At 67.0% G+C, this 21,387-nt stretch carries 18 protein-coding genes; 10 read left to right on the top strand and 8 right to left on the bottom strand.

Annotated elements, in window-relative coordinates; translation table 11 throughout:
- Window positions 1–137: 137 nt before the first annotated feature.
- The 7 genes from pelG to DELCS14_RS05340 are packed head-to-tail and all read right to left on the bottom strand — an operon-like array spanning window position 138 to window position 12,692.
- Window positions 138–1,511, bottom strand: coding sequence for an exopolysaccharide Pel transporter PelG (gene pelG / locus DELCS14_RS05370; protein WP_013800793.1), 1,374 nt, complete (start codon window positions 1,509–1,511; stop codon window positions 138–140).
- Window positions 1,511–3,067, bottom strand: a complete 1,557-nt coding sequence (gene pelF, locus DELCS14_RS05365) for a GT4 family glycosyltransferase PelF (protein WP_013800792.1) — start codon at window positions 3,065–3,067, stop codon at window positions 1,511–1,513. The genes pelG and pelF overlap by 1 nt, the downstream gene beginning before the upstream one ends.
- Window positions 3,064–4,086, bottom strand: a complete 1,023-nt coding sequence (locus tag DELCS14_RS05360) for a hypothetical protein (protein ID WP_013800791.1) — start codon at window positions 4,084–4,086, stop codon at window positions 3,064–3,066. The genes pelF and DELCS14_RS05360 overlap by 4 nt, the downstream gene beginning before the upstream one ends.
- Window positions 4,079–5,458 (bottom strand): PelD GGDEF domain-containing protein, encoded by a 1,380-nt coding sequence (locus tag DELCS14_RS05355; RefSeq protein WP_013800790.1) that lies wholly within the window; start codon window positions 5,456–5,458, stop codon window positions 4,079–4,081. Before DELCS14_RS05355 ends, DELCS14_RS05360 begins: the two co-directional genes overlap by 8 nt.
- A gap of 23 nt (window positions 5,459–5,481) precedes the next feature.
- Window positions 5,482–6,033 carry a hypothetical protein gene (locus DELCS14_RS05350; RefSeq protein ID WP_012207342.1) on the bottom strand — a complete coding sequence of 184 codons (552 nt, stop codon included), beginning with the start codon at window positions 6,031–6,033 and terminating at the stop codon, window positions 5,482–5,484.
- A 25-nt stretch (window positions 6,034–6,058) separates the two neighbouring features.
- Window positions 6,059–9,898: a tetratricopeptide repeat protein gene (locus DELCS14_RS05345; RefSeq protein WP_013800789.1), complete on the bottom strand. Its 3,840-nt coding sequence runs from the start codon at window positions 9,896–9,898 to the stop codon at window positions 6,059–6,061.
- Complete coding sequence (locus tag DELCS14_RS05340) at window positions 9,864–12,692, bottom strand: bifunctional glycoside hydrolase 114/ polysaccharide deacetylase family protein (RefSeq protein WP_013800788.1); 2,829 nt, start codon at window positions 12,690–12,692, stop codon at window positions 9,864–9,866. Before DELCS14_RS05340 ends, DELCS14_RS05345 begins: the two co-directional genes overlap by 35 nt.
- Window positions 12,693–12,927: 235 nt before the next feature.
- Here DELCS14_RS05340 and galE point away from each other — a divergent pair, with 235 nt between their 5' ends.
- The 10 genes from galE (at window position 12,928) to tatC (ending at window position 19,639) form a co-directional block, all read left to right on the top strand.
- Window positions 12,928–13,938 (top strand): UDP-glucose 4-epimerase GalE, encoded by a 1,011-nt coding sequence (galE, locus tag DELCS14_RS05335; RefSeq protein ID WP_013800787.1) that lies wholly within the window; start codon window positions 12,928–12,930, stop codon window positions 13,936–13,938.
- A gap of 76 nt (window positions 13,939–14,014) precedes the next feature.
- Window positions 14,015–14,815, top strand: a complete 801-nt coding sequence (gene hisF / locus DELCS14_RS05330) for an imidazole glycerol phosphate synthase subunit HisF (protein WP_013800786.1) — start codon at window positions 14,015–14,017, stop codon at window positions 14,813–14,815.
- Window positions 14,816–15,059: 244 nt separating this feature from the next.
- A complete protein-coding gene (gene hisI / locus DELCS14_RS05325) occupies window positions 15,060–15,458 on the top strand; it encodes a phosphoribosyl-AMP cyclohydrolase (protein ID WP_013800785.1) in 399 nt (132 codons plus the stop codon).
- Window positions 15,455–15,868 (top strand): phosphoribosyl-ATP diphosphatase, encoded by a 414-nt coding sequence (locus tag DELCS14_RS05320; RefSeq protein ID WP_013800784.1) that lies wholly within the window; start codon window positions 15,455–15,457, stop codon window positions 15,866–15,868. Before hisI ends, DELCS14_RS05320 begins: the two co-directional genes overlap by 4 nt.
- Window positions 15,865–16,257, top strand: a complete 393-nt coding sequence (locus DELCS14_RS05315; RefSeq protein WP_013800783.1) for a membrane protein — start codon at window positions 15,865–15,867, stop codon at window positions 16,255–16,257. The genes DELCS14_RS05320 and DELCS14_RS05315 overlap by 4 nt, the downstream gene beginning before the upstream one ends.
- 19 nt (window positions 16,258–16,276) lie before the next feature.
- Window positions 16,277–17,308 (top strand): patatin-like phospholipase family protein, encoded by a 1,032-nt coding sequence (locus DELCS14_RS05310; protein WP_013800782.1) that lies wholly within the window; start codon window positions 16,277–16,279, stop codon window positions 17,306–17,308.
- Between the two features lie 41 nt (window positions 17,309–17,349).
- Complete coding sequence (locus DELCS14_RS05305) at window positions 17,350–17,712, top strand: histidine triad nucleotide-binding protein (RefSeq protein ID WP_013800781.1); 363 nt, start codon at window positions 17,350–17,352, stop codon at window positions 17,710–17,712.
- Between the two features lie 193 nt (window positions 17,713–17,905).
- Window positions 17,906–18,145, top strand: a complete 240-nt coding sequence (gene tatA, locus DELCS14_RS05300) for a Sec-independent protein translocase subunit TatA (protein WP_013800780.1) — start codon at window positions 17,906–17,908, stop codon at window positions 18,143–18,145.
- Window positions 18,146–18,166: 21 nt separating this feature from the next.
- A complete protein-coding gene (tatB, locus tag DELCS14_RS05295; protein WP_012207353.1) occupies window positions 18,167–18,664 on the top strand; it encodes a Sec-independent protein translocase protein TatB in 498 nt (165 codons plus the stop codon).
- A gap of 150 nt (window positions 18,665–18,814) precedes the next feature.
- Window positions 18,815–19,639 carry a twin-arginine translocase subunit TatC gene (gene tatC, locus DELCS14_RS05290; protein ID WP_013800779.1) on the top strand — a complete coding sequence of 275 codons (825 nt, stop codon included), beginning with the start codon at window positions 18,815–18,817 and terminating at the stop codon, window positions 19,637–19,639.
- Between the two features lie 210 nt (window positions 19,640–19,849).
- Here the strand turns inward: tatC and DELCS14_RS05285 are convergent, their stop codons facing one another.
- Window positions 19,850–21,325: a glutamate synthase subunit beta gene (locus DELCS14_RS05285; RefSeq protein WP_013800778.1), complete on the bottom strand. Its 1,476-nt coding sequence runs from the start codon at window positions 21,323–21,325 to the stop codon at window positions 19,850–19,852.
- Between the last annotated feature and the right edge of the window lie 62 nt (window positions 21,326–21,387).

Here is a 21,387-nt window from a genome sequence, read left to right as displayed (position 1 = left end):
GAATGGTTCCTCGGCGGAACCTTTGTCTCGGTTGGGTACCGGCGCCGAATCCCGTATTGTCGCGCAGACCGGCGCCCCCCGCCAACACGCTGGATCAAGACCGTGCAAATCGGCAAATGGCGAGAGATGCCTGCCGGTCACTGCAGCATGAAGGTCTTGTATTCGAGCCGGTTGAGCTCGCGCGAGAGCAGGTACAGCCCCACGCACAGCGTCACCAGCATGGCCAGGCAAAAGCCGTAGCCATAGAACGCGGCGCCCAGGGCCAGCGAGATGCCCGTGAAGGCAATGTTCAGCACCACCAGCAGCATGCAGAGCATGAACACGATGCGCCGCTCGTCCAGGTAGAAGAACACGTTGAGCACGGCCATCACACCCACCTGCAAGCCGGCGCCCACCACCTGCACGTGCAGCAGCGGCAGGTACAGCTGGGAGATGCCCAGCAACTGCAGGATGGCCGGCCCGGCCACCAGGGTGACGAGGACGGCCAGCGTCTGCACCTTGGCGATCTCGCCCAGGCCCGCCTGGATGGCGTAGACCATCTCGTTGCGCATGGACTCGATGTATTCCAGCGATCCGCCGCCGCGCACGGCGTCGAAGAACTTGTCGTAGTACTCGACGAAGTCGGTCTCGATGCGCACCAGGAAGACCGCCATGCCCGGAATGATGGACAGGTACGACAGGAACACCGGCAGGTCGTAGATCAGCGAGGCCCTGAGTCCGCCGATGATCTGCTGCGAGGTCGGCGGGTAGTACCAGAACATGAACTTGTCGATCCAGATGCCCAGGTTGTAGAGCACGCCGATGCCGATCAGCGCCGGAAAGATCAGCGAGCGCTGCGTGAAGTCGAAGGCGATCCAGCGCTGCTGCAGCGGAAAGCTGCGCAGCACGATCATCCACATGCCGGCCAGCAGCAGCACGTGGCCGATCACGAAGCTGGCCAGCAACCCTTCCAGCCCCCAGTAGCGCAGCGGCAGCGCCAGCAGCACGATGAGCAGGTAGGTGGCGCCGAACAGCCCGGCAATGGCCCGGTAGTGCTTGAGGCCCGACAGCAGCACGGTCATGACCCAGACCACGCACATCAGCGTGAAGCCGGCCAGCATCAGCACGCGGTACAGCAGGCCCTGGCCCGGCAGCACCACGAACAGCGCCAGCGTGCCCAGCGCGCTGGCAGTGGCCACGACCACCAGCAGCAGGCCATGCAGGTTGGGCAGGATGCTCTCGTCCTTCTTGAGGAACAGCTGGTCCGACACAAAGCGCGTGAAGGCCAGCTGCGCCGCCCCGGTCAGGATCAGGCTGCTGGCCACCAGATAGGTCACCGAGGTCTGGAACTGCGTGACCAGCAGCGGCGGCGCCACCACGCTGACGCTGAACACCCCCACCAGCAGGATGCCGATGATGGAGAACACCCACGGCCCCGAGCCGATGACGCCCGCATAGGCGTAGGCCTGGAGCACGCTGGTCAGCGTGTTCTTGCGCAGCAGGTGGCGCAGTTCGAATCCAATGCCGGCCATCAGTGTTTTTCCTCGGACTGTTGCAGCGCCCTGTCGTAGACCTGCCTGTAGCGCTCGAACAGCAGCCGGTCGGAGTAGTAGCGCTCCACGCGCGCAATCCCGGCCGCGCTGGCGGCCTGCCACTGCGCGGGCGAGCTCAGCAGCTCCAGGCAGGCGTCGGCCAGCGCCTCGGGATTGGCAATGCCGACCACGCGCCCGCAAGAGCCCAGGGCCTGGTCTTGCGGCTCCAGCCCGTCGATGAGCTGGCGGCAGGAACCCACGTCGGTGCTGACCACGGGCACGCCTGCGGCCTGGGCTTCAAGGATCACCAGGGGCAGCGCCTCGCTGATGGAAGACAGCACGACCACGCCCACCTTGGGCAGCAGCTCCTCCACCTTCTGCATGCCCAGAAAGCGGATGTTGGCCTGCAGGCCCAGGCTGTCCACGAGGTTCTGGCATTCCTCGGCATAGGCCGGGTCCTCGGCCGTGGGGCCGGCCACCCAGGCCTGGGCCTGGGGCATCCGGTTGACCACGCGGCGCATGGCGCGGATGAAGGTCTTGATGTCCTTGATGGGCACCACGCGGCCGATCAGGCACAGCACGGGCGGCGTCTCGGCGGGCCGCTGGGTGCGCAGCGGCGCAAAGCGTTCTATGCGGATGCCGTTGGGGATGCTGACCGTGCGCTCGGCGGCCGCGCCATCGGCCACCTGGCGCAGGCGGTTGTTCTCGTACAGCGCAATGATGGGATCGGCCGCACCATAGCAAAAGCGCCCCATCCAGTCGAAAAACCGTATCCACATCTGCCGGAAGAACGACACCTCCATGGGGTCGCGCTGGAAGATGTTGCGGTTGTCGCGGATCCAGGAGCTTTGCAGCAGGTCGATCTGGCGCTCTTTGGTGTAGATGCCATGCTCGGACAGCACCAGCGGCAGGCCGCGCGCATGGTGCAGCAGGCCGCCCAGAAATCCCGCATAGCCGGTCGAGACGGTATGCAGCACGCGCACCGGAATCAGCCCGTGGGCGATGCGCGCCATCAGCCACAGCGGCTGCAGCATGATGCGCACGGTCCAGAAGAAGTCCACGAACGACGGGTCGGTGCAGTGGCGCCGGTAGCTGTCGCGGATCAGGTCCCAGGCGAATTCGCTGTGCAGGAAATCCTCCAGCGGCAGGCTGCCGCCGGGCTGCAGCTCCAGCGCAATGGAGCGCATGGCCGCCAGCACCTTGGCCCGGCTTTCGGCACTGCCGTCATGCGCCTCCAGCGCGCCCAGGAATTCCCGGGCCTTGGCCAGGGCCTCGGGATGGCCGCGCGAAGGGGCGGGCTGGATATTGGAGTGCAGCGCGTCAAACAGGTAGTGCTGCTCGAAGTGCACCACGTTGGGCGGCAGTGCGTAGCGGAAATCGCCATAGTCCTCGCGCCGGCTGCCCAGGAAGACGATGGCAAAGCGGTGCTCGGGATAGGCCTGCAGGATCTGGTTGACCCAGCTGGACACACCACCGCTGACATAGGGGAAAGTGCCTTCCAGCAGCAGCGCGATGTCCGCATTGGCCGCCGTGGGGAACTGGCTCGCACGGCTCATGAGGCACTCCAGTAGCGGATGCTGGGCTTCAGGCGCGGCAGGGCTTGCTCGATGTCCAGCGAACGCATCAGGGCCTGCGCCCTGGCGAATTCGCGCCGATCGAACAGCAGCTCGGCCTGGTAGGGCACGACGCGTGCCGGCTCCATGCCCAGCGCCAGCGAGCGCTCATAGCAGGCCAGCGACTCCACCGCCCTGCCCTGCATGTGCAGCAGCCGGCCACGGCGCAGCAGCAGCAAGGCATTGTCGGGCCGCTGAGCGAGCACCAGGTCGCAGTAGTGCAGGGATTGCTTGATGGCGTGGTCGCGCACATCGCCCTGCGCCACGCCCTGGTAGACCAGCTCCGCGTAGAGGTCGGTCAGCGCCCGCGCCGCCTGCAGGCCACGCGGCCCGTAGGGCGCATCGCCCTCGGACTGGCGGGCATGCTCGAACAGCTGCAGCTCCTGGTGGATGGTCTTGCTGATCTCGCGCTCCTTGGCGTCCAGCATGCTGTAGGCCAGCAGGCGCAGGTCTTCGCTGGAATCGCCCAGCGCCGTGCGCAGCATGGGCGAGGCAATGCGCCCCGGCACGCTGCCCAGCGCCACCATGGCCCGCATGCGCGAGGCGACCGGCACATTGGGATTGGCCAGGAAGGACTGCAGGCCCGCCTGGCGGCGGCTGGTGCTGGCCTGCTGGTGCGGGTCGAAATCAGGCAGGGGCATCACCGGGAAACGCGGGCCGCCACGCGGGCCGCGCTGGGTGTGCAGCGCAATGGTGGCGACCACGGCGCCCAAAATGCCGGCCACCGGCACGGCATAGGCAAACAGCCCCATCAGCACCACCAGCGCCAGCCGCTGGCGCACCGACTTGGCCGAGGTGGCCAGGAAGGGCGTCAGGCACAGCGCCAGCAGGCCGCTGGCCAGCCCGTGGGCCGTGAGATAGCCCAGCAGGGCCGCGTCCGACTGGCTGCGCAGCAGCCACAGGCTGCTCCATGAGGCGATTTCCGCGGCCAGCGCGCCCAGGGCCAGCTTGAGGTTAAGCATGGCCCTGCCCCATCTGATGGAGCCGCTCCAGCACGCTGCTGGCCGAGCAGCGGTCCAGCAAGATGGTGCGCGGGAAGATGCCCGCATCGGCCAGCGAGGCCACGCCGCGCTGGGCCAGCCAGCCCTCGATGCGGTTCAGGTAGCCCTCGGCCGTGGCGTTGGTGCCCAACGGCATGAAGATAGCCAGCAGTTGCCGGCCATCGCTTTCCTGCAGCCAGGAGCGGTCCAGCATGCGCTCCAGCCGCATGATCTGCTGGGCCATCTGGGACTGCACAGCCGAGGGCGACAGCTCCAGCGCCACCACCACGCTGCTCAGGCGCGCGCTGCGGTTCACATGCTCCATGCGCTGCAGTTCGAACGCGAAATGCGGCGGGCAATCGGGATAGGCCTGCAGCAGCGGCGCAGCCAGGCTGTTGGCGGCCACGCTGTCCGTGTAGTAGCCCAGCAGCAGGTTGATGGTCTGCAGCGCCTCTTCCTGCAGTGCGAAGAAAGGCATTTCCTCGACCAGCAGCAGGCCGTAGATCTCGCCCTCCAGGTCCAGCATGGGAGCCACGACGATGTATTGCGTCTGCTGGCCCTCCGCCATGCTCTGCGAGACATGGCACAGCACATGGCTGTCCAGCGCCTGGCGCACCAGCGGATCGTGGACATGGATGGGCCGCTCGCCCCCCAGCTGGGCAATGGGCGTGGGGTCCAGCACCTCATTGCGCACGGGCACCAGGCTGGCCACGCTGATCTGGCTGAAGCGCGACAGCAGGTTGAGCAGGCTTTGCGCATCGCCCTCGGCGCCACTGAGGCCGCTGAGCACGTTGATGGCATCGCGCATGGACACGGGACGGCCTATGAGCTCCTGCTCCAGCCGGTCATGCGACAGGCGCAGCAGGTAATGCTGGCGGATCAGCTGCTCGGTGCGCTGGTCCATGTAGTTCTGCGCCGTGCGCGCGCGGCGTATGCGTGCGCGCCAGAGGCTGGAAATCTCGCCCACGACCATGACCAGGATCAGGCCGCCCAGAAAGTACTGTTCCGGGAACAGCGACAGATCGCGCTGGTTGACGCCCAGCCAGGCCAGCAGCAGCACGCCGGCCGCCGACAGGCCGGCCACCGGCCCGTAGCGCAGGGCCACCACCACGGGCGCCAGCCAGGCCCAGGGGAACTCGGACTCCACCCACAGGGGATTGTCCGGGTTGGCCCACATGCCGATCAAAAGAGCCAGCACCGGCAGCAGCAGCGTCTCGCCCACCACCACCCAGGGCTTGGCGCTCGTCTGCACGAGCAGGCCCAGCGGCGAGCCTCTGAATTCCGCGGCAATGCCGGCGCGGCGCGGTGCAGCGGAATGCGGTGCCGCCTTGGGCGTGCTGGCTTGGTCTGGCATGAAGAGTCGTTCCCTGGATGCGCTTATCGGGCGTTGGCCAGGCCTGTGCCCAGCAGGTTGCGGATCAGCTTCTGGCCCACGGCGGCCAGTGCCTCGCGGCTCCAGCCGCTTTGCGCGCCCGCGCCGCTCCACACGGTGGCGCCGGTGCCCACGTCCACGATCTCCAAGGTCACGCCCACGGCCGGCTCGCCATCCACGCCCACCTTGTAGCGCCATTCGTCCACCGCGCCCGTCAGCGCATAGCGCACGCCTTCGCCGCGCGCCCAGGCCAGGGCGTCGTCGCGGCGCTTGGCTTCGCGGCCGTCGAACAGGGTTTCCTGCAGTGCATCGCCCGTGTAGCGCTTGACCTGGCCCACGCCACGCGCATTGATCAGCGCCGTGGCAATGGCGGCTGCGCGGTTGCCGGCCATGGGCGTTTCGGTGTGGTTCTCGAAGGGCAGCACCGCCCAGCTGGCATTCGTCTCCAGCGCGGGCGCCGTGCCCCGGTCGATGGTCGAGCAGGCAGACAGCAGGCCGACAAGGGCAATACCCGTGAGCACGCGAAGGCGGGAGACGAAAGTGGTGCGGTGTGTCATGGAGAGGCTCCTTGAAGTCTTCGGATCAGTAGTGGAGGCGGTAGGTCAGCAACAGCTCGCGGGTATTGCCCACGGTGTTGATGCCCGACTTGGACAGATTCAGGCCCAGCGCGAGGTGGTCCGCGCCGAACAGGCTGGTGGCCAGGCCCATGCCCAGCTCGTAGCCCGCGCCGTTGACGCTGTGGTGCGTCAGGGCCAGGCTGGCGTAGGGCCGCAGCGCGCGCGTGTACTGCTGCTCGTAGCCCGTGTTGAACATCATCTGCAGGCCCGAGAAGCGGAAACTGCGCGGCAGCAGATAGTCGATGGTGGGATCGTTGAACGGCGGCAGGTAACCCAGGATGGCCGCATCCCGGCCCTGCAGCAGCGCCGGGTCGTTGCGGCTGTAGCGGTGCCAGGAGGTGAAGGCACCGAACTGCAGGGTGGGCGCCTCGCTGCGGTAGGTGTGCAGGTATTGCAGCGTCGCATGGTTGCCGGAGCCCACGCGTGCGCCGCTTTGCACGCGGTAGCGCTCCGATGCCAGCTCCAGCGTGATCTGGTCCAGGCGCGAGAGCTGGTAGCTGCTGCCCAGCGACACGCGGTCCTTCATGCCGCCCATGCGCATGGCCAGCGTTTCCTGCGTGGCCAGGTGCCGGCCCAGTGATGCCTGCAGGCTCCAGCGGCTGTCCACGTTGTAGGTCTGCGTGAACTGCATGGGCGTGTAGCTCTCCAGGCTTTCGCGCCGGCCCAGCATGAATTCGCTGGACGCCGACTGCGTCTTGCGCGTCAGGCGCAGGCCGATGCCCCGCTCCTGCGAGGGGCCGCGCACCAGGGTGTTTTTGTTGACCGTGCGGCGCACGTCCTCGGCATCCAGGTCCAGCGCCCAGCGGGGGTTCAGGCCCACATGCCAGCGCAGCCGGGAGACCTGCTCGTCGATGGCGTCCATGCGGCGGTTGCGCAGTTGCAGGCCGCCGTAGTCGCTGAAGGCCAGCAGTTGCTCGGTCAGCGCCAGGTGCAGGGGATCGTCGTCGGGCTGGTCGGCCATGTTCTCGAAGGCCGCCGTCTGCGCCAGCCGCACATCGCCGACCATGGCTGCCGCGTTGATGCGGTCATAGCGGGGCAGCGCCTCGTCATGGCGCTGTAGCAGCTCCCCGGCCTGGGCCACATCCTTTTCCGCCAGGGCCACCGTGATCTCGGCCCACAGCGGCGAGCTGGTGCTCTTGCTGCGGCTGCGCGCGTACTGCTGCCACAGGTAGCCACGCTCGGCCTGGTACTCGCCGCGCTCCTGCAGCCAGGCAATGGCCAACTCGGCCGCAGCGGCGGAATGCTCGCGGCGCCCGCCTTCCAGGTCCATGCGCAGCAGCTCGCGCATCAGGGCGAATTCGGCATCGCCCTGGGTATGAAAGAGCATGAGCCGGCTGCGGGCCTGGCGCTGGACCTCGTCCAGCCCCTCAGCCGTCAGCCATTTGCGGGCGGCCAGGGCCGCTGCGCCGTCCTGGGCGCGTGCCCGCACCTTCTCGCGCGTCCACAGCTGCTGCCTCAGGCTCCAGGCCCGATCGGCCTGCTGGTTCTGCTCCAGCGCGTCGGCGTACTGCATCATCCACAGGAAGTCGTCGGCATGCTCGGCGCGGTGCGGCTTCAGATAGCGTTCCAGCGCAACGGCCGGGCGCGACAGCGTCATGTAGGCCGCCGCCAGGGCGCCATGCATGTCGGCATCGCGCGCCCAGACAGGCTCGGCCGCCGCCAGCAGCAGCTTGAGGGCCGCCGCATTCTGCGTGTCGATCAGCAGCCACATCAGGCCCTGGCGCAGCGGCGTGGAGCCGGGGTCCAGCGCCAGGCCCTTCTCGAAGGCCTCCATGGCCTTTTTCGATTGCGCCGTGCGCTGGTAGTAGGCGCCCAGTATCTGGAAGAAGGTGGGCTGGCCCTGCAGGCGCTTGACCAGGGCCGGGTCGGCCAAGATGCGTTCGACCTGGCTGCCGATCTGCGTCCAGTCCTCCAGGTCCTCCAACAGGTAGAAGGCCTGCGTCAGATGGCGCACGTCATGGAACTGCTCCCAGGCGTGCAGGGACATCCGGGCCGCCTCGCGCCGATCGGCGCGCTGCAGCAGGCGTATCACCTCGTCGTAGTCGCTGATGCCGGCGTGCGGCGTCTGCAGCAGGCGGCGGTAGGCCTTCAGCGTCAGTGCTTCCTGACGCTGGTCCTGGGCCAGGTCGCCCAGCAGGCGCCAGTACTCGCCCTCGTCCTGCATGCCGGCGGGAATGCGCGTCTGCGCATCCTCCAGCCAGCGCAGGCCCAGGGCCGGCTCGCCCTGCAGCAGCGCGAGCACGGCGGCGGGCATGGCATGGGCCGGCGTGCGCTGCTCGGGATCGGCAAGCACACGCTTCCAGGCCTGCAGCGCCAGTTGCGACCGGCCTGCGCGTTCGGCCAGCTGGGCCAGCAGGATCTGGGACTGCGGCGTGCTGCCGTGCTTTTGCAGATAGTCGATGGCCTCGCTGGGCTCGGCCTGGCGCTCGTAGGCCTGGACCAGCGCCTGCTGCAGCGCGGCATCCTGGGGACGGCGGCTCAACTGGTGGCGCAGGCCGGCAATCAGGGCACGGTCGTCGAACAGGCCCGGCGCCAGGCGCATCACCGTCTTCCAGGCATCCTCGCGCCCCGTGTTCTGCGCAATGACCAGCCAGTTGTCCAGGGCCTGCTGCTGCTGTCCCATCCATTCGGACACCTGGGCCAGGCGTTCGCGCCAGGCCATGTCCTGCGGCGCCTGGCGCACGGCGGCCGTGGCCACGCGCCAGGCATCTTCCAGGTTGCGGTTTTCGAGGAACACCTCGTAGCCCAGCAGGTAGGTCTTGTCGTCAAAGGGCAGGCCCGGCGGCGGCTTGCGCACGGGATCGGCCGTGCGCAGCATGCGCCAGCCTGGGGCGGTCCAGGCCACGGGCTGCAGCGCCCAGGCGCCGTCGTCGGCAACCGGGTCCGGACCGACACCCGAAGCCCCGGCCACCTGCGTCTGCCATTGCTGCAGCAGCGACAGCTGCAGCAGCCGCTTGGCATAGCGCTCAGCCTCGGCCCGGTTGCCGGCCGCGCGCGCCAGGCCGATGAGCTTTCGCAGCGTCTCGGGGTCGCTGCCCAGCAGCTCTTCCTGCTGGCGCGCCAGCGCCAGCGCTTCGTTGGCACGGTTGCCGGACTGCAGCACCTGCAGGGCCTGCCAGAGGTAGGCGCGCGACTGCGGGACGTCCTCGGTCGTGGCGCTGGCCTGGCGCAGCAGCCGGGCCGATTCCTCGTACAGGGACATGCCCAGCGCCTGCCGCGCTGCGGATTCATAGACCTGCGCCTTGCGCGCGGGATCGGCCTGGCGCTCTGCCACGTCGTCGTAGATGCCCAGGGCCAGCGGTGCGTCCTTGAGCACCAGCGCCGACGAGGCCAGGTACAGCGCCTGCTCCTGGGTCAGCCCCTGCAGCGGCACGTCCTTCAACGCCTGCATCACCTGCGGCGCCAGCGCCTCGGCCTGGCCGCCCGCGCGGTGGTCCTGCTTTTGCGCCTCCAGATAGCCCTGGTAGGCGGCCTGCCAGTGGTCCCAGGCCTGGACGGCTGCGCTGGGCAGTGCCTGCTTGGCCGCCTCTTCCCGCGCCAGCTTGATGGCCTGCAGGCGCTCTTCCTTGGCCTTGAGCAGGGCGCGCAGGTTCTCGTTGCCGGGATCGCTCTTGAGCAGGTTGCTCAGGTAGTTGTAGGAAAGCTCGGAGTCATCTCCGGTGACGGAGAGCCGGCGCTCCAGATCCTGCTTGGGAAACAGCATCCACAGGGCGCCACCGATCAGTACCGCCAGCAGCGCGATCAGCCAGAAGGGAACCGTGATGGGGCGCTCAGAGCCCCCGGCATTGCGCTTGGAGTTCGACACTGTTTTGGGTACTTCTGAAGGAACGGAGGTTGGCGTTGCCGGTATCGGCACCCGCCACGGCAAGGAGGGGCGTGGCGGCGTTCGCGGAACTCAGCGAACAGCCGGCAGGCAGGTACATGCGCAGCTCCAGCGGCACATGGCCCTGCAGGGCGAAGCGCACGCCGCCGTCGGCCTGGGGCTGCCATTGCGTGAGCCGGGCATTGGCATCCACCAGATAGGGGCGCGCCGCGTGGGCGGCCGCGCCTGCGGCGTCCTGTTGCGTCTGTTGCACCAGGTATCCGGCGCTGCCGGCCAGATGCAGGTAGCTGCCGTCTGCCCCCTTGGCATAGCCGGCAATGCCGCTGCTGGCAGCCATGGAAGGCAGGGCCATGCCGGGCGGCATGCGCAGCGTGCGCAGCTGGCCCGGACCCCGCAGGCGCCAGCCCTGCGCGTCGCGGCCGATGGCGAATTCGTAGAAATCCTGCACCTTGCGGATGTACTCGGAGCTGTAGACCGGGTTCAGCCGCTGCGCCAGCGCCCACTGGTAGATCCTGTGCAACGCCTTGATGCTGGCCTGCTTGCTGGCGGAGTAGGAGTGGTAGTAGATGTCCACGGCCTTCAGGCGCCGGGGAGCCTCGGTCATCTCGAAGGTCTCGATGACGCGCTCGAAGCCGTAGAACGGCCCGTGCCAGAGGTTGGTGTAGATGTTCTCGTTGGTGACGGGCGCATAGATCTGCAGGTGGCCGCCCTTGCGCAGACCCCAGCTGCGCACCTCGGTGAGCGAGGGATTGCTGCGCGTGATGGCCGTGTCGCCACCATTCATGTTGAGCAGGCCGGCGGCATCGGAGATGGCCAGGGCCTCGGCGCTAGGCGCCGTGTTGCCGGTCCACAGGAACACGTCCACCGGCTTGCCGGGCGGCGCCAGGCGCTTGCGGATGTAGTCGACCGAGCCCTTGATCTCCCGGTTCATGTCCATCTGGTAGCCGGGGATGTGGAGGTTGAGGTTCACCTCCTTGCTGTCATCCCCGTCGGGCGCTGCCCCGGGCTCCCAGAAGAAGGGGTGCGAGTAGGAATGGCTGGCGATCTCGACATGGGGCATGGCGAAGATGCGCTTGGCAATGCCCTCCAGCTGCTCGGCCCACTGCGGATACAGGCCCTGCGGCGAGACCTCGGCCTCGATGACCGAGATGGTGTGCGGGATCTTGTAGCGCTCCAGGATCTCGCGGCGCAGCACTTCACCGGCGAACGGCGTGCCCGGCAGCTCGGCCCTGGAGGGAAAGCCGTCGCCATCCACATGGGCCAGCAACAGGCGGCGGCCGTTCTCCGTGGAGACATCGGGCGCGGGGAAATCCTTCAGGCGCAGCGCCTCGCGCAGCAGCGCGAAGGGATCGATCACCCAGCGCGACTGGTCGGTGCCCGGCATGCTCACCACCACATAGGGCATGAGCGCAAAGCCGCCCCAGGGCGTGATGGCGGCCGACACGAAGCGGCGCCCCCGCTTGTCGTCGAAGGACAGCAGCTCGCGGCTGCCCTTGGCCATCTGCGGCGTGAACTCCCAGCCTTCGTAATCGTGCGCTGGCTCGGCCGGCTGTATCTCGAAACCCATGACCGACGCCTTTTCGGCGCGCCGCAGCGGGAACACGGGTGCCGCTTCCGTGCTGCGCGTGCCCAGGGCGGCCGACATGGTACGGTCCTGTGACAGGCCCAGCGTATTGAGCACCAGCAGCGGCATGCCCTGCTGCACCTGGTTGGCCAGCCACTGCCGCACGCTTTTGGCCCGCATCTCGGGCACCGCGCCGCCGAACCAGCTCACCACGCCGGCATAGCGGTCGCGCGCCACGCCTTCGGGCAGGGGCTCGCGCACATCGGCGTAGTCGGCAACATAGCCCATGTAGTTGATGGGCATTTCCAGAAAGCGGTGCGCCGATGCGCCGTTGATGGACGGATAGTCGGCACCGTTGTAGAGAATCAACACCCTGCGCGCCACCGCCTCCACCTGGCCTATGCCCAGGGTCTGCAGGCCTGCATCCGACACCCACGGAATGATGCCCAGCTGCGCAATGCGGCGGGCCGTCTCGCGCGTGGCGTCGCGGTCGTGCGGGGCCACGTAGTCGATGGACAGCACCGGCAGGCGGTCGCGCTCGCGGATGGTCTGCAGTTGCTGCAGCAGCCATTCGCGGTCTTTCTCGGGCACGTTCACATAGCGCTTGAGGCTGGCATCCCAGCCCCGCAACAGCGACTCCGCCGCCACCATCTGTACCTTGTCGCGCACGCGCGGCACGATCTCGAAGCCCCGGTTCAGGATCAGGCGGATGCCGGGGTAGCGCTGGTGCAGCGTCTCGATGACGCGCACCAGGCCGTCCTGCTGGGCCTTTTCGTCGAAATTCGCGGCCAGGCGGTAGGAGTCCAGCGTGTCCAGGAAGAAGCCGCGAAAGCCCTGCTTCCACAGCGGTGCGATCACCTCGTCGGCGAAGAAGGCAGGCCACTGGGCAGGCGTCTGGTCCAGGACGATGGACTGCCATGCGCCGTTGCGCGCCATCTTCCAGGCCTCGGGAATCTTGCTGAAGTAGGCGCGCTCGGGCAGCACCTCGGCCACGGAGGCATATGCGTAGAGCTCGCTACCCGGAGCCTGCTTGCGGAATTGAACGGGGTCGTAGCCGTGGCCCGGCTCCACGACAGCGATGTCGTAGAGGCTCAGTTCACTGAGCGAGGCCTTGTTCCCGTAATAGACGGCAACCGCTGGTTCGGCGGCCTGCACCGCCCAGCCGCACAACAGCCCCCAGCAAAACATGCAGGTTCGCAGGAAAGCGTTCACGGCCTTCTCCTTGGGATGTGGCCACGCACGGTCAATTCATAGTTTTTGTACATCAAATTTCTAGTCGATTTGATAAAAGCTATCGTCAGTCCGACGAAATGCGGGCGCGAGCATACCGGTTTTTGTCTGCAAACGTGTCTTCTCCCTACTTTTGTGCTCGGCGCCCTTGAAGCACGGGGGAAGCTGGGTTATGGCGATACTAGGCAGGCAGAAAAATCACCAATGAAAGGTATTCATGATTCTGGTCACAGGCGGCGCCGGCTTCATCGGCTCGCATACCTGCGTGGAACTCGCCGCTGCGGGCGAGCCCTACCTGATCTACGACAACTTCAGCAACAGCAGCCCCGATGTGCTCGACCGCATGGAACGCATCACGGGCCGGCGCCCGCTGTGCGTCGAGGGCGACGTGCGCGACCGCGCCGCGCTGGAGCGGCTGTTTGCCGAGCACTCCATCCGCGAGGTGATCCACTTCGCCGCGCTCAAGGCCGTGGGCGAGTCCGTGGCCCAGCCGCTGCGCTACTACGAACACAACGTGGGCGGCACGGTGGCCCTGCTGCAGGCCATGCGGACGGCGGGCGTGCGCAGCCTGGTGTTCTCCTCCTCGGCCACGGTCTACGGCGATCCGGCCAGCCTGCCGATCCGCGAAGACTTTCCGCTGTCCGCCACCAACCCCTACGGCCGCAGCAAGCTGTGGATCGAGGAAATGCTGGCCGATCTGGACCGGGCCGAGCCCGGCCAGTGGAGCCTGGCACGGCTGCGCTACTTCAACCCCGTGGGCGCCCATGAAAGCGGCCTGATCGGCGAGGACCCGCGCGACATCCCCAACAACCTCATGCCCTATGTGTCGCAGGTCGCCATCGGCCAGCGCCAGCAGCTCAGTGTCTATGGCGATGACTATGCGACGCCGGACGGCACGGGCGTGCGCGACTACATCCACGTCACCGACCTGGCGCGCGGCCACCTGGCGGCGCTGCGCTATCTGCGCGAGCAGCAGGGCCTGCTGACCGTGAACCTGGGCACGGGGCGCCCGGTCTCGGTGCTGGAGATGGTCAAGGCCTTCGAGCGCGCCAGCGGCCGCCCCGTGCCCTACCAGATCGTGGCGCGCCGTCCCGGCGACGTGGCCCAGTGCTGGGCCGACCCCGCCGAGGCCGAGCGCCTGCTGGGCTGGAAGGCTGTGCTGGATATCGATCGCATGTGCGAAGACGCATGGCGCTGGCAAAGCCAGGCCGCAGGCCTCAAGCGCTGAACCCCGCAGCGCCTGCGGGCGCCGAGGGCGTGGTATCTTTTCGCCCTTGTTTCACGCCCTAGCCACGAGTCTGCCCATGCTTGCCAAACGCATCATCCCCTGTCTTGACGTCACGGGAGGGCGCGTCGTCAAAGGCGTGAACTTCGTGGAGCTGCGCGATGCGGGCGACCCGGTGGAGATCGCCGCGCGCTACAACGCCCAGGGCGCGGACGAGCTGACCTTCCTGGACATCACGGCCACCAGCGACGGGCGCGACCTGATCCTGCCCATCATCGAATCGGTGGCCAGCCAGGTCTTCATTCCCCTGACCGTCGGCGGCGGTGTGCGCACCGTCGAGGACGTGCGCCGCCTGCTCAACGCGGGCGCCGACAAGACCAGCTTCAACTCGGCCGCCATCGCCAATCCCGATGTGATCAATGCGGCCTCCGACAAGTACGGCGCGCAGTGCATCGTCGTGGCCATCGATGCCAAGCGGCGTACGGCCGAGGACGAGCAGCGCATCGGCGCCGATGGCCGCGCTGCCGGCCCCGGCTGGGACGTGTACAGCCACGGCGGGCGCAAGAACACCGGCCTGGATGCCGTGCAGTGGGCCGCCGAAATGGCGCGCCGCGGCGCGGGCGAGATCCTGCTGACCAGCATGGACCGCGACGGCACCAAGTCCGGGTTCGATCTGAAGCTCACGCGCGCCGTCAGCGACGCCGTGCCCGTGCCCGTGATCGCCTCGGGCGGCGTGGGCTCGCTGGACGACCTGGCCGATGGCGTGACCCTGGGCGGCGCCGACGCCGTGCTGGCCGCCAGCATCTTCCACTACGGTGAATTCACCGTGGGCCAGGCAAAGCAGCGCATGGCCGAGCGCGGCGTGCCCGTGCGCCTCTGATACGGCGCGTCGGCGGACTCCTTCATTTCAGTTTTCCATGGCGCTCGCGCCGCCCACAACCCATGAAACCGGCGCGGCCCAAGGGACCAGGGACAGCGAGCAAGGGCCGCCCCGCAGCAAGGCTGTCGTCTCCCTCCCGCGCAGCGAGAGAGGGGGAAGGCGCGAAGCGACTCAGGGGGTGTATTTTCAATCCAGGCAATTCCTGACAATCCTGTCACAGGGATGCCCACCCAGGATATTCACAATGCAGGCAATGAACTGGCTAGATCAAGTCAAATGGGATGCGCAGGGCCTGGTGCCCGTGATCGCGCAGGAAAAGGACACGGGCGACGTGATGATGTTCGCCTGGATGAACCGCGAGGCCCTGGCCAAGACGGCCGAGCTCGGCCGCGCCGTCTACTTCAGCCGCTCGCGCAACAAGCTGTGGTTCAAGGGCGAGGAATCAGGCCACGTGCAGACCGTGCACGAGGTGCGCATCGACTGCGACAACGACGTGGTCCTGCTCAAGATCACCCAGACCGGCCACGAGCCCGGCATTGCCTGCCACACGGGGCGCCACAGCTGCTTTTACAGCGTGCTGCAGAACGGCCAGTGGCAGGCCGTCGATCCGGTCTTGAAAGACCCCGAATCGATCTACAAATGAATTCCACGACCATGAACGAAACCGCAAGCACTTCCTCGCTGGACGCCCTGGCGCGCCTGGCCGCCGTCATCGAAAGCCGCAAGCCCGCCAACGGCGGCGACCCCGACAAGAGCTACGTCGCCCGCCTGCTGCACAAGGGCCCGGATGCCTTTCTGAAGAAGATCGGCGAAGAGGCCACCGAAGTGGTCATGGCCGCCAAGGACGCAGACCATGGCGGAGACGCCGGCAAAATCCTCTACGAAGTGGCCGATCTGTGGTTCCATAGCATGATCGCCCTGGCCCACTATGGCCTGACGCCCGCCCAGGTCGTTGCCGAGCTGGAGCGCCGCGAAGGCACCAGCGGCATCGAGGAAAAGGCGCTGCGCAAGGCCCAGGAACGTGATGTGAACGAGAAAGGACCGCTGCCATGAATGACGATTACATCGAAGTCCGTGCCCTGGACCAGTCCCGCATCGAAGGCCTCAAGGCCTGGGGCTGGGTCAGCTACCTGCTGCACCTGGTGGTAGCCGTGGCCGCCGTCGTGCCGGGCGCCCAGCCCAGCATTGCGCTGCTGGTGATCGCCCTGATCATCGATCTGGTCAAGCGCGGCGACGCCGAAGGCAGCTGGATGGCCAACCACTTCTCGTGGCGCATCCGCAGCGTGATCTGGGCCGGCATCCTGTACCTGGTCACGGCGCCGCTGTGGCTGCTGTTCTTCGTGCCCGGCTGGATCGCCTGGACCGTCATCTCCATCTGGTTCCTCTACCGCATCGTGCGCGGCATGGTCGCCATGAACCGCAACCAGGCCGTGGACCGCTGACGGTCCCGGGCAAACCGCCATGACTCCGACCCCGACCTGCAAGATCAACCTCGCCCTGCAGGGCGGGGGCTCGCACGGCGCCCTGACCTGGGGCGTGCTCGATGCGCTGCTGGAAGACGGCAGCCTTGTCTTCGACGGCATCAGCGGCACCAGCGCCGGTGCCATGAATGCAGTGGCCCTGGCCCAGGGCTTTGCCAAGGCTGCACGCCAGGAAAGCGATCCGGTGGCCGCCCAGGCGCTGGGTGCCGAGCTGGCCCGCGCCACGCTGACCGAACTGTGGGAAGGCGTGGGCACCATGGGCAGCCTGATGTGGGGCGCACCCCTGCCGGGCAGCCCCTTCATGGGCGTGCTCAACCAGTTCTTCTCGCCCTACCAGACCAACCCGTTGGACATCAACCCGCTGCGCAAGCTGCTCGAACGGGTCGTGGATTTCGAGGCGCTGACGCATCCGCCCGTGGAAGGCGTGGTGCCCAAGGTCTTTGTCTGCGCCACCAATGTGCGCACGGGCCGGGGCTGCATCTTTTCGGGCAGAAAACTCAGTGCCGACGCGGTCATGGCCTCGGCCTGCCTGCCTCAGCTGTTCAAGGCCGTGGAAATCGACGGCGAGCCCTACTGGGATGGCGGCTTTTCGGGCAACCCGGCGCTGTACCCGCTGATCTACGGCACGGCGTCCAGCGACATCCTGCTGGTGCAGATCAACCCCATCGAGCACACCGATCTGCCCAACACGGCGGCCGACATCATGGACCGCATGAACGAGGTCACCTTCAACGCCGGCCTGCTGGCCGAGTTGCGCGCCATCGAGTTCGTCAAGCGCCTGCTCGAGCAGGGCAAGCTGGACCCGACACGCTACAAAAAGGTGCTGCTGCACCGCGTGGACGGCGGCTCCGTGCTCAAGGGCTATGGCGCCTCGACCAAGACGCGCTCCGACATGCGCTTCGTGCGCGAGCTGTTCGAGCTCGGACGCGAGCAGGGCCAGCAGTGGCTCCAGCAGCACCGCAGCGACATCGGCGTGCGCCAGACGCTGCGCATCAACGACAATCCGGCCTGATTTCCAACCTACCGCCAGCTTCCCAGGATTCCTGTAGCGCCATGCACGACCACGACCCGAACTGCCTGTTTTGCCGCATCACCAAAGGCGAGATCCCTTCCCGCAAGGTCTATGAGGACGAAGAAGTCTTCGCCTTCCACGACATCCATCCCGGCGCGCCCATCCATTTCCTGATGGTGCCCAAGAAGCACATCCCCTCCATGGCCCAGGTCCAGGCCGACGACGCTGCGCTGCTGGGCCGCATGATGGTGCTGGCGCCCCGCCTGGCCGCCGAGCAAGGCTGCAACCCGTATCCCGACGGCGGCTTTCGCCTGGTGGTCAACACGGGCACCGAAGGCGGCCAGGAAGTCCACCACCTGCATATCCACGTCATGGGCGGCCCCCGCCCCTGGCTCAAGGGCTGAAACTCAAGGGCTGAAAACGCCGCGGCGGCCACGCTGCCTGCGGCAGACGGCTGCCGCCCGGCACAAGGTGGCCCGTCTCTTGCTTGAGGCACCCTCTGTTTCTTGCATCGGCCAAACGGCTTTTGTGGGGCCTTGCGAACTGCCGCCATGGCCCGGCGTCTAAAATGACCTGCAATTCTTAGGAGAGATTCTCATGGGCTCGTTTTCCATCTGGCATTGGCTGATCGTCCTGGCCATCGTGGTTCTGGTGTTTGGCACCAAGAAGCTGAAGAACATCGGTTCCGACCTCGGCGGCGCCGTCAAGGGCTTCAAGGACGGCGTGAAGGACGGCTCGACCTCCACCGACACTCCCGCAGCCGCTCCCGGCCAGGTCGCCGGCCAGACGGCTGCCGACAAGACCACCATCGACGTCGAAGCCAAGCAAAAGAGCTGATGGCCTGCACGCCAAGCTTCCATGTTTGATATTGGCCTTTCCAAGATGGCGCTCATCGGTGCCGTGGCCCTCGTGGTCATCGGTCCCGAGAAGCTGCCGCGCGTGGCGCGTACCGTCGGCACCCTGCTGGGCAAGGCCCAGCGCTATGTCTCCGATGTGAAGGCCGAGGTCAACCGTTCGATGGAACTCGACGAGTTGCGCAAGATGAAGGACACCGTGGAGGGCGCGGCGCGAGACGTCGAGCAATCCATCCACACTTCGGCCGCCAACTTCGAGAAGGACTGGAACGAGTCCACGGCATCGCTCAACGGCACGTCTTCCTCGTACGACTCCTCTTCCTACGGCTCCGACAGCGATACGTACAGCGCCGTGGCGCCGGCCTACCGCCACCCGGGCAAGAACTGGCGCCTCAAGCGTGCCGCCGTGCCCCAGTGGTACAAGGCCCGCGCCGGTGTGCGCACCAAGGCGCAGTCGGGCGCGGCGCGCGTGGCGCGCTTTCGCCCCCAGAAGTCCCGCTGAAGATGCCGGCGCGCCGCGGGCCACGAGGCAACCAGCCCAGCCTCTGCCACCCGGGCACCCGCCATTGCCGAATCCTGCCCGATCCGTCGGGCTTTCTGCTTTTCACCCCAGGTCCGTGGATGCCCTTGCGGCCCGCCGCGGTTTCGCACCATGTCCGACATTCCACCTAAAGACGACGAGCTGGCAGGCACCGAGCAGCCTTTCGTCCAGCACCTGATGGAGCTGCGCGACCGCCTGCTCTATTGCATCTACGGCATCGGTCTGGCGATCGCCGTGCTGGCCGTGTGGCCCGGCCCCAACGGGCTGATCGACTTCATCGCCCACCCGATCAAGGCCCACATGCCGCCCGATGCCAAGCTCATCGCGGTGGGCGTGTTCACGCCCTTCTTCGTACCGCTCAAGGTGCTGATGATGGTGGGCGTGCTGGCCGTGCTGCCCTGGATCATGTACCAGATGTGGGCCTTCGTGGCGCCCGGCCTGTACAGCCATGAAAAGCGCTTTGCGCTGCCGCTGATCATCTTCGGCAGCCTGCTGGCCTATATCGGCATCGCCTTCGTGCAGTTCTTCGTGCTCGACAAGATGTTCGCCTTCATCCAGGGCTTCACCCCGGACAGCGTGGCGGCCACGCCGGACATCGCCTCGTATGTGGAGGCCATCCTGTCCCTGTACCTGGCCTTTGGCCTGGCCTTCCAGGTGCCCATCGTGGTCATGCTGCTGGTGCGCTTCGGCCTGGTGGACATTGCCAAGCTCAAGTCCTTCCGTGGCTACTTCATCGTGGTGGCCTTCATCATCGCCGCCGTGGTCACGCCGCCCGACGTGATCTCCCAACTGGCCCTGGCCATTCCGATGTGCATTCTTTACGAGATCGGCATCCTGGGCGCCGGCTGGTTCAGCCGCGTCTCCAAGGCACCGGAAGAAGAAGCCGAACCCGGCACCGCAGTGGACAAGCCGGCAGAGGATAAACCCTCCCCCTGAGTCGCTTCGCGCCTTCCCCCAGAGGGGGACGACACCCTCGGTGCGGGGCGGCGCGGCCGGCCCAGGCCCTTCCTCGGTGTCCCTCGCTTTAGGGCGCGCCAGTTTCAAGAGCCTACGCTGAAACACGAGGAATCTGTAATAAAAAGCCCTTGGTTCATCACCAAGGGCTTTTTCTTTGTCTATGGCCAAGCCCCTTCCGGGGTTGGCATCTCAACGCGGCAGGTCGGACGTGCCCATGAGGAACTCGTCGATGGAGCGAGCGGCCTGGCGGCCTTCGCGGATGGCCCAGACCACCAGGGACTGGCCGCGGCGCACGTCGCCGGCGGCGAACAGCTTGGGCACGCTGGTGGCGTAGCCGCCCGTGAAGTCGGTGGTGGCCTTGGCGTTGCCGCGTGCGTCCTTGTCCACGCCAAAGGCGTCGAGCACGGCCTGCACGGGGCTGACGAAGCCCATGGCCAGCAGCACCAGATCGGCCTTGAGCACCTGCTCGCTGCCGGGCACCTCGACCATCTTGCCGTCCTTCATCTCGATGCGCACGGTCTTGACGGCCGTGACCTGGCCCTTCTCGCCGATGAACTCCTTGGTGGCGATGGCGAACTCGCGCTCGCAGCCTTCCTCGTGGCTGGAGCTGGTGCGCAGCTTGATCGGCCAGTAGGGCCAGACCAGGGGCTTGTTCTCCTGCTCGGGCGGCATGGGCATCAGCTCGAACTGGGTCACGCTGACGGCGCCGTGGCGGTTGCTGGTGCCCACGCAGTCGGAGCCGGTGTCGCCGCCACCGATGACGATGACATGCTTGCCATCGGCCCGCAGTTGGCCTTTGAGCTTGTCGCCGGCGTTGACCTTGTTTTGCTGCGGCAGGAACTCCATGGCGAAATGGATGCCCTTGAGTTCACGGCCGGGCACAGGCAGGTCGCGCGACTGCTCGGCACCGCCTGTCAGCAGCACGGCGTCGAACTCGGCCATGAGCTGCTCGGGGCTGACGGTTTCCTTGGCCCAGTTGGTGACCTTGGAGTCTTCGCCCAGGCCGTCCTTGCCCGCCACCAGCACGCCGGTACGGATCTTGACGCCTTCGGCCACGAGCTGCTCGACGCGGCGGTCGATGTGCGACTTCTCCATCTTGAAGTCGGGAATTCCGTAGCGCAGCAGGCCGCCCACGCGGTCGTTCTTCTCGAACAGCGTGACATCGTGGCCGGCGCGCGCCAGTTGCTGCGATGCGGCCAGGCCTGCGGGGCCTGCGCCGACCACGGCGACCTTCTTGCCGGTCTTGCGGCTGCTGGGCAGGGGCTTGACCCAGCCTTCGGCCCAGGCACGGTCGATGATGGCGTGCTCGATGGACTTGATGCCCACGGCGTCGTCGTTGATGTTCAGCGTGCAGGCGGCCTCGCAGGGCGCGGGGCAGATGCGGCCCGTGAACTCGGGGAAGTTGTTGGTGCTGTGCAGCACGGCGCTGGCGCTCTTCCAGCCGCCGTGGAAGACCAGGTCGTTGAAGTCCGGAATGATGTTGTTGACCGGGCAGCCGCTGTTGCAGAACGGCGTGCCGCAGTCCATGCAGCGCGCGCCCTGGATCTTGGCCTGGCTGTCATCGAGGCCGATGACGAATTCCTTGTAGTGCTTCACGCGCTCGACGACGGGCGCGTAGCCCTCCTCAAGGCGCTCATATTCCATGAAGCCGGTGGTCTTTCCCATGATTCGTTGTCCTGATGTGTGGGGTGCAGGGATGGGTGCGGGCCGCTGCCCGCATCCTTCGC

Origin of the sequence: Delftia sp. Cs1-4, assembly GCF_000214395.1 — a bacterium.
Taxonomy (GTDB): Bacteria; Pseudomonadota; Gammaproteobacteria; order Burkholderiales; family Burkholderiaceae_C; genus Comamonas; species Comamonas acidovorans.
This window is presented reverse-complemented; position numbering and strand designations above follow the sequence as displayed.

Coding starts and splice junctions, on each gene's coding strand:
- pelG (WP_013800793.1), bottom strand. CDS start 1,511: ATGGCCGGCATTGGATTCGAACTGCGCCACCTGCTGCGCAAGAACACG.
- pelF (WP_013800792.1), bottom strand. CDS start 3,067: ATGAGCCGTGCGAGCCAGTTCCCCACGGCGGCCAATGCGGACATCGCG.
- DELCS14_RS05360 (WP_013800791.1), bottom strand. CDS start 4,086: ATGCTTAACCTCAAGCTGGCCCTGGGCGCGCTGGCCGCGGAAATCGCC.
- DELCS14_RS05355 (WP_013800790.1), bottom strand. CDS start 5,458: ATGCCAGACCAAGCCAGCACGCCCAAGGCGGCACCGCATTCCGCTGCA.
- DELCS14_RS05350 (WP_012207342.1), bottom strand. CDS start 6,033: ATGACACACCGCACCACTTTCGTCTCCCGCCTTCGCGTGCTCACGGGT.
- galE (WP_013800787.1), top strand. CDS start 12,928: ATGATTCTGGTCACAGGCGGCGCCGGCTTCATCGGCTCGCATACCTGC.
- hisF (WP_013800786.1), top strand. CDS start 14,015: ATGCTTGCCAAACGCATCATCCCCTGTCTTGACGTCACGGGAGGGCGC.
- hisI (WP_013800785.1), top strand. CDS start 15,060: ATGCAGGCAATGAACTGGCTAGATCAAGTCAAATGGGATGCGCAGGGC.
- DELCS14_RS05320 (WP_013800784.1), top strand. CDS start 15,455: ATGAATTCCACGACCATGAACGAAACCGCAAGCACTTCCTCGCTGGAC.
- DELCS14_RS05315 (WP_013800783.1), top strand. CDS start 15,865: ATGAATGACGATTACATCGAAGTCCGTGCCCTGGACCAGTCCCGCATC.
- DELCS14_RS05310 (WP_013800782.1), top strand. CDS start 16,277: ATGACTCCGACCCCGACCTGCAAGATCAACCTCGCCCTGCAGGGCGGG.
- DELCS14_RS05305 (WP_013800781.1), top strand. CDS start 17,350: ATGCACGACCACGACCCGAACTGCCTGTTTTGCCGCATCACCAAAGGC.
- tatA (WP_013800780.1), top strand. CDS start 17,906: ATGGGCTCGTTTTCCATCTGGCATTGGCTGATCGTCCTGGCCATCGTG.
- tatB (WP_012207353.1), top strand. CDS start 18,167: ATGTTTGATATTGGCCTTTCCAAGATGGCGCTCATCGGTGCCGTGGCC.
- tatC (WP_013800779.1), top strand. CDS start 18,815: ATGTCCGACATTCCACCTAAAGACGACGAGCTGGCAGGCACCGAGCAG.
- DELCS14_RS05285 (WP_013800778.1), bottom strand. CDS start 21,325: ATGGGAAAGACCACCGGCTTCATGGAATATGAGCGCCTTGAGGAGGGC.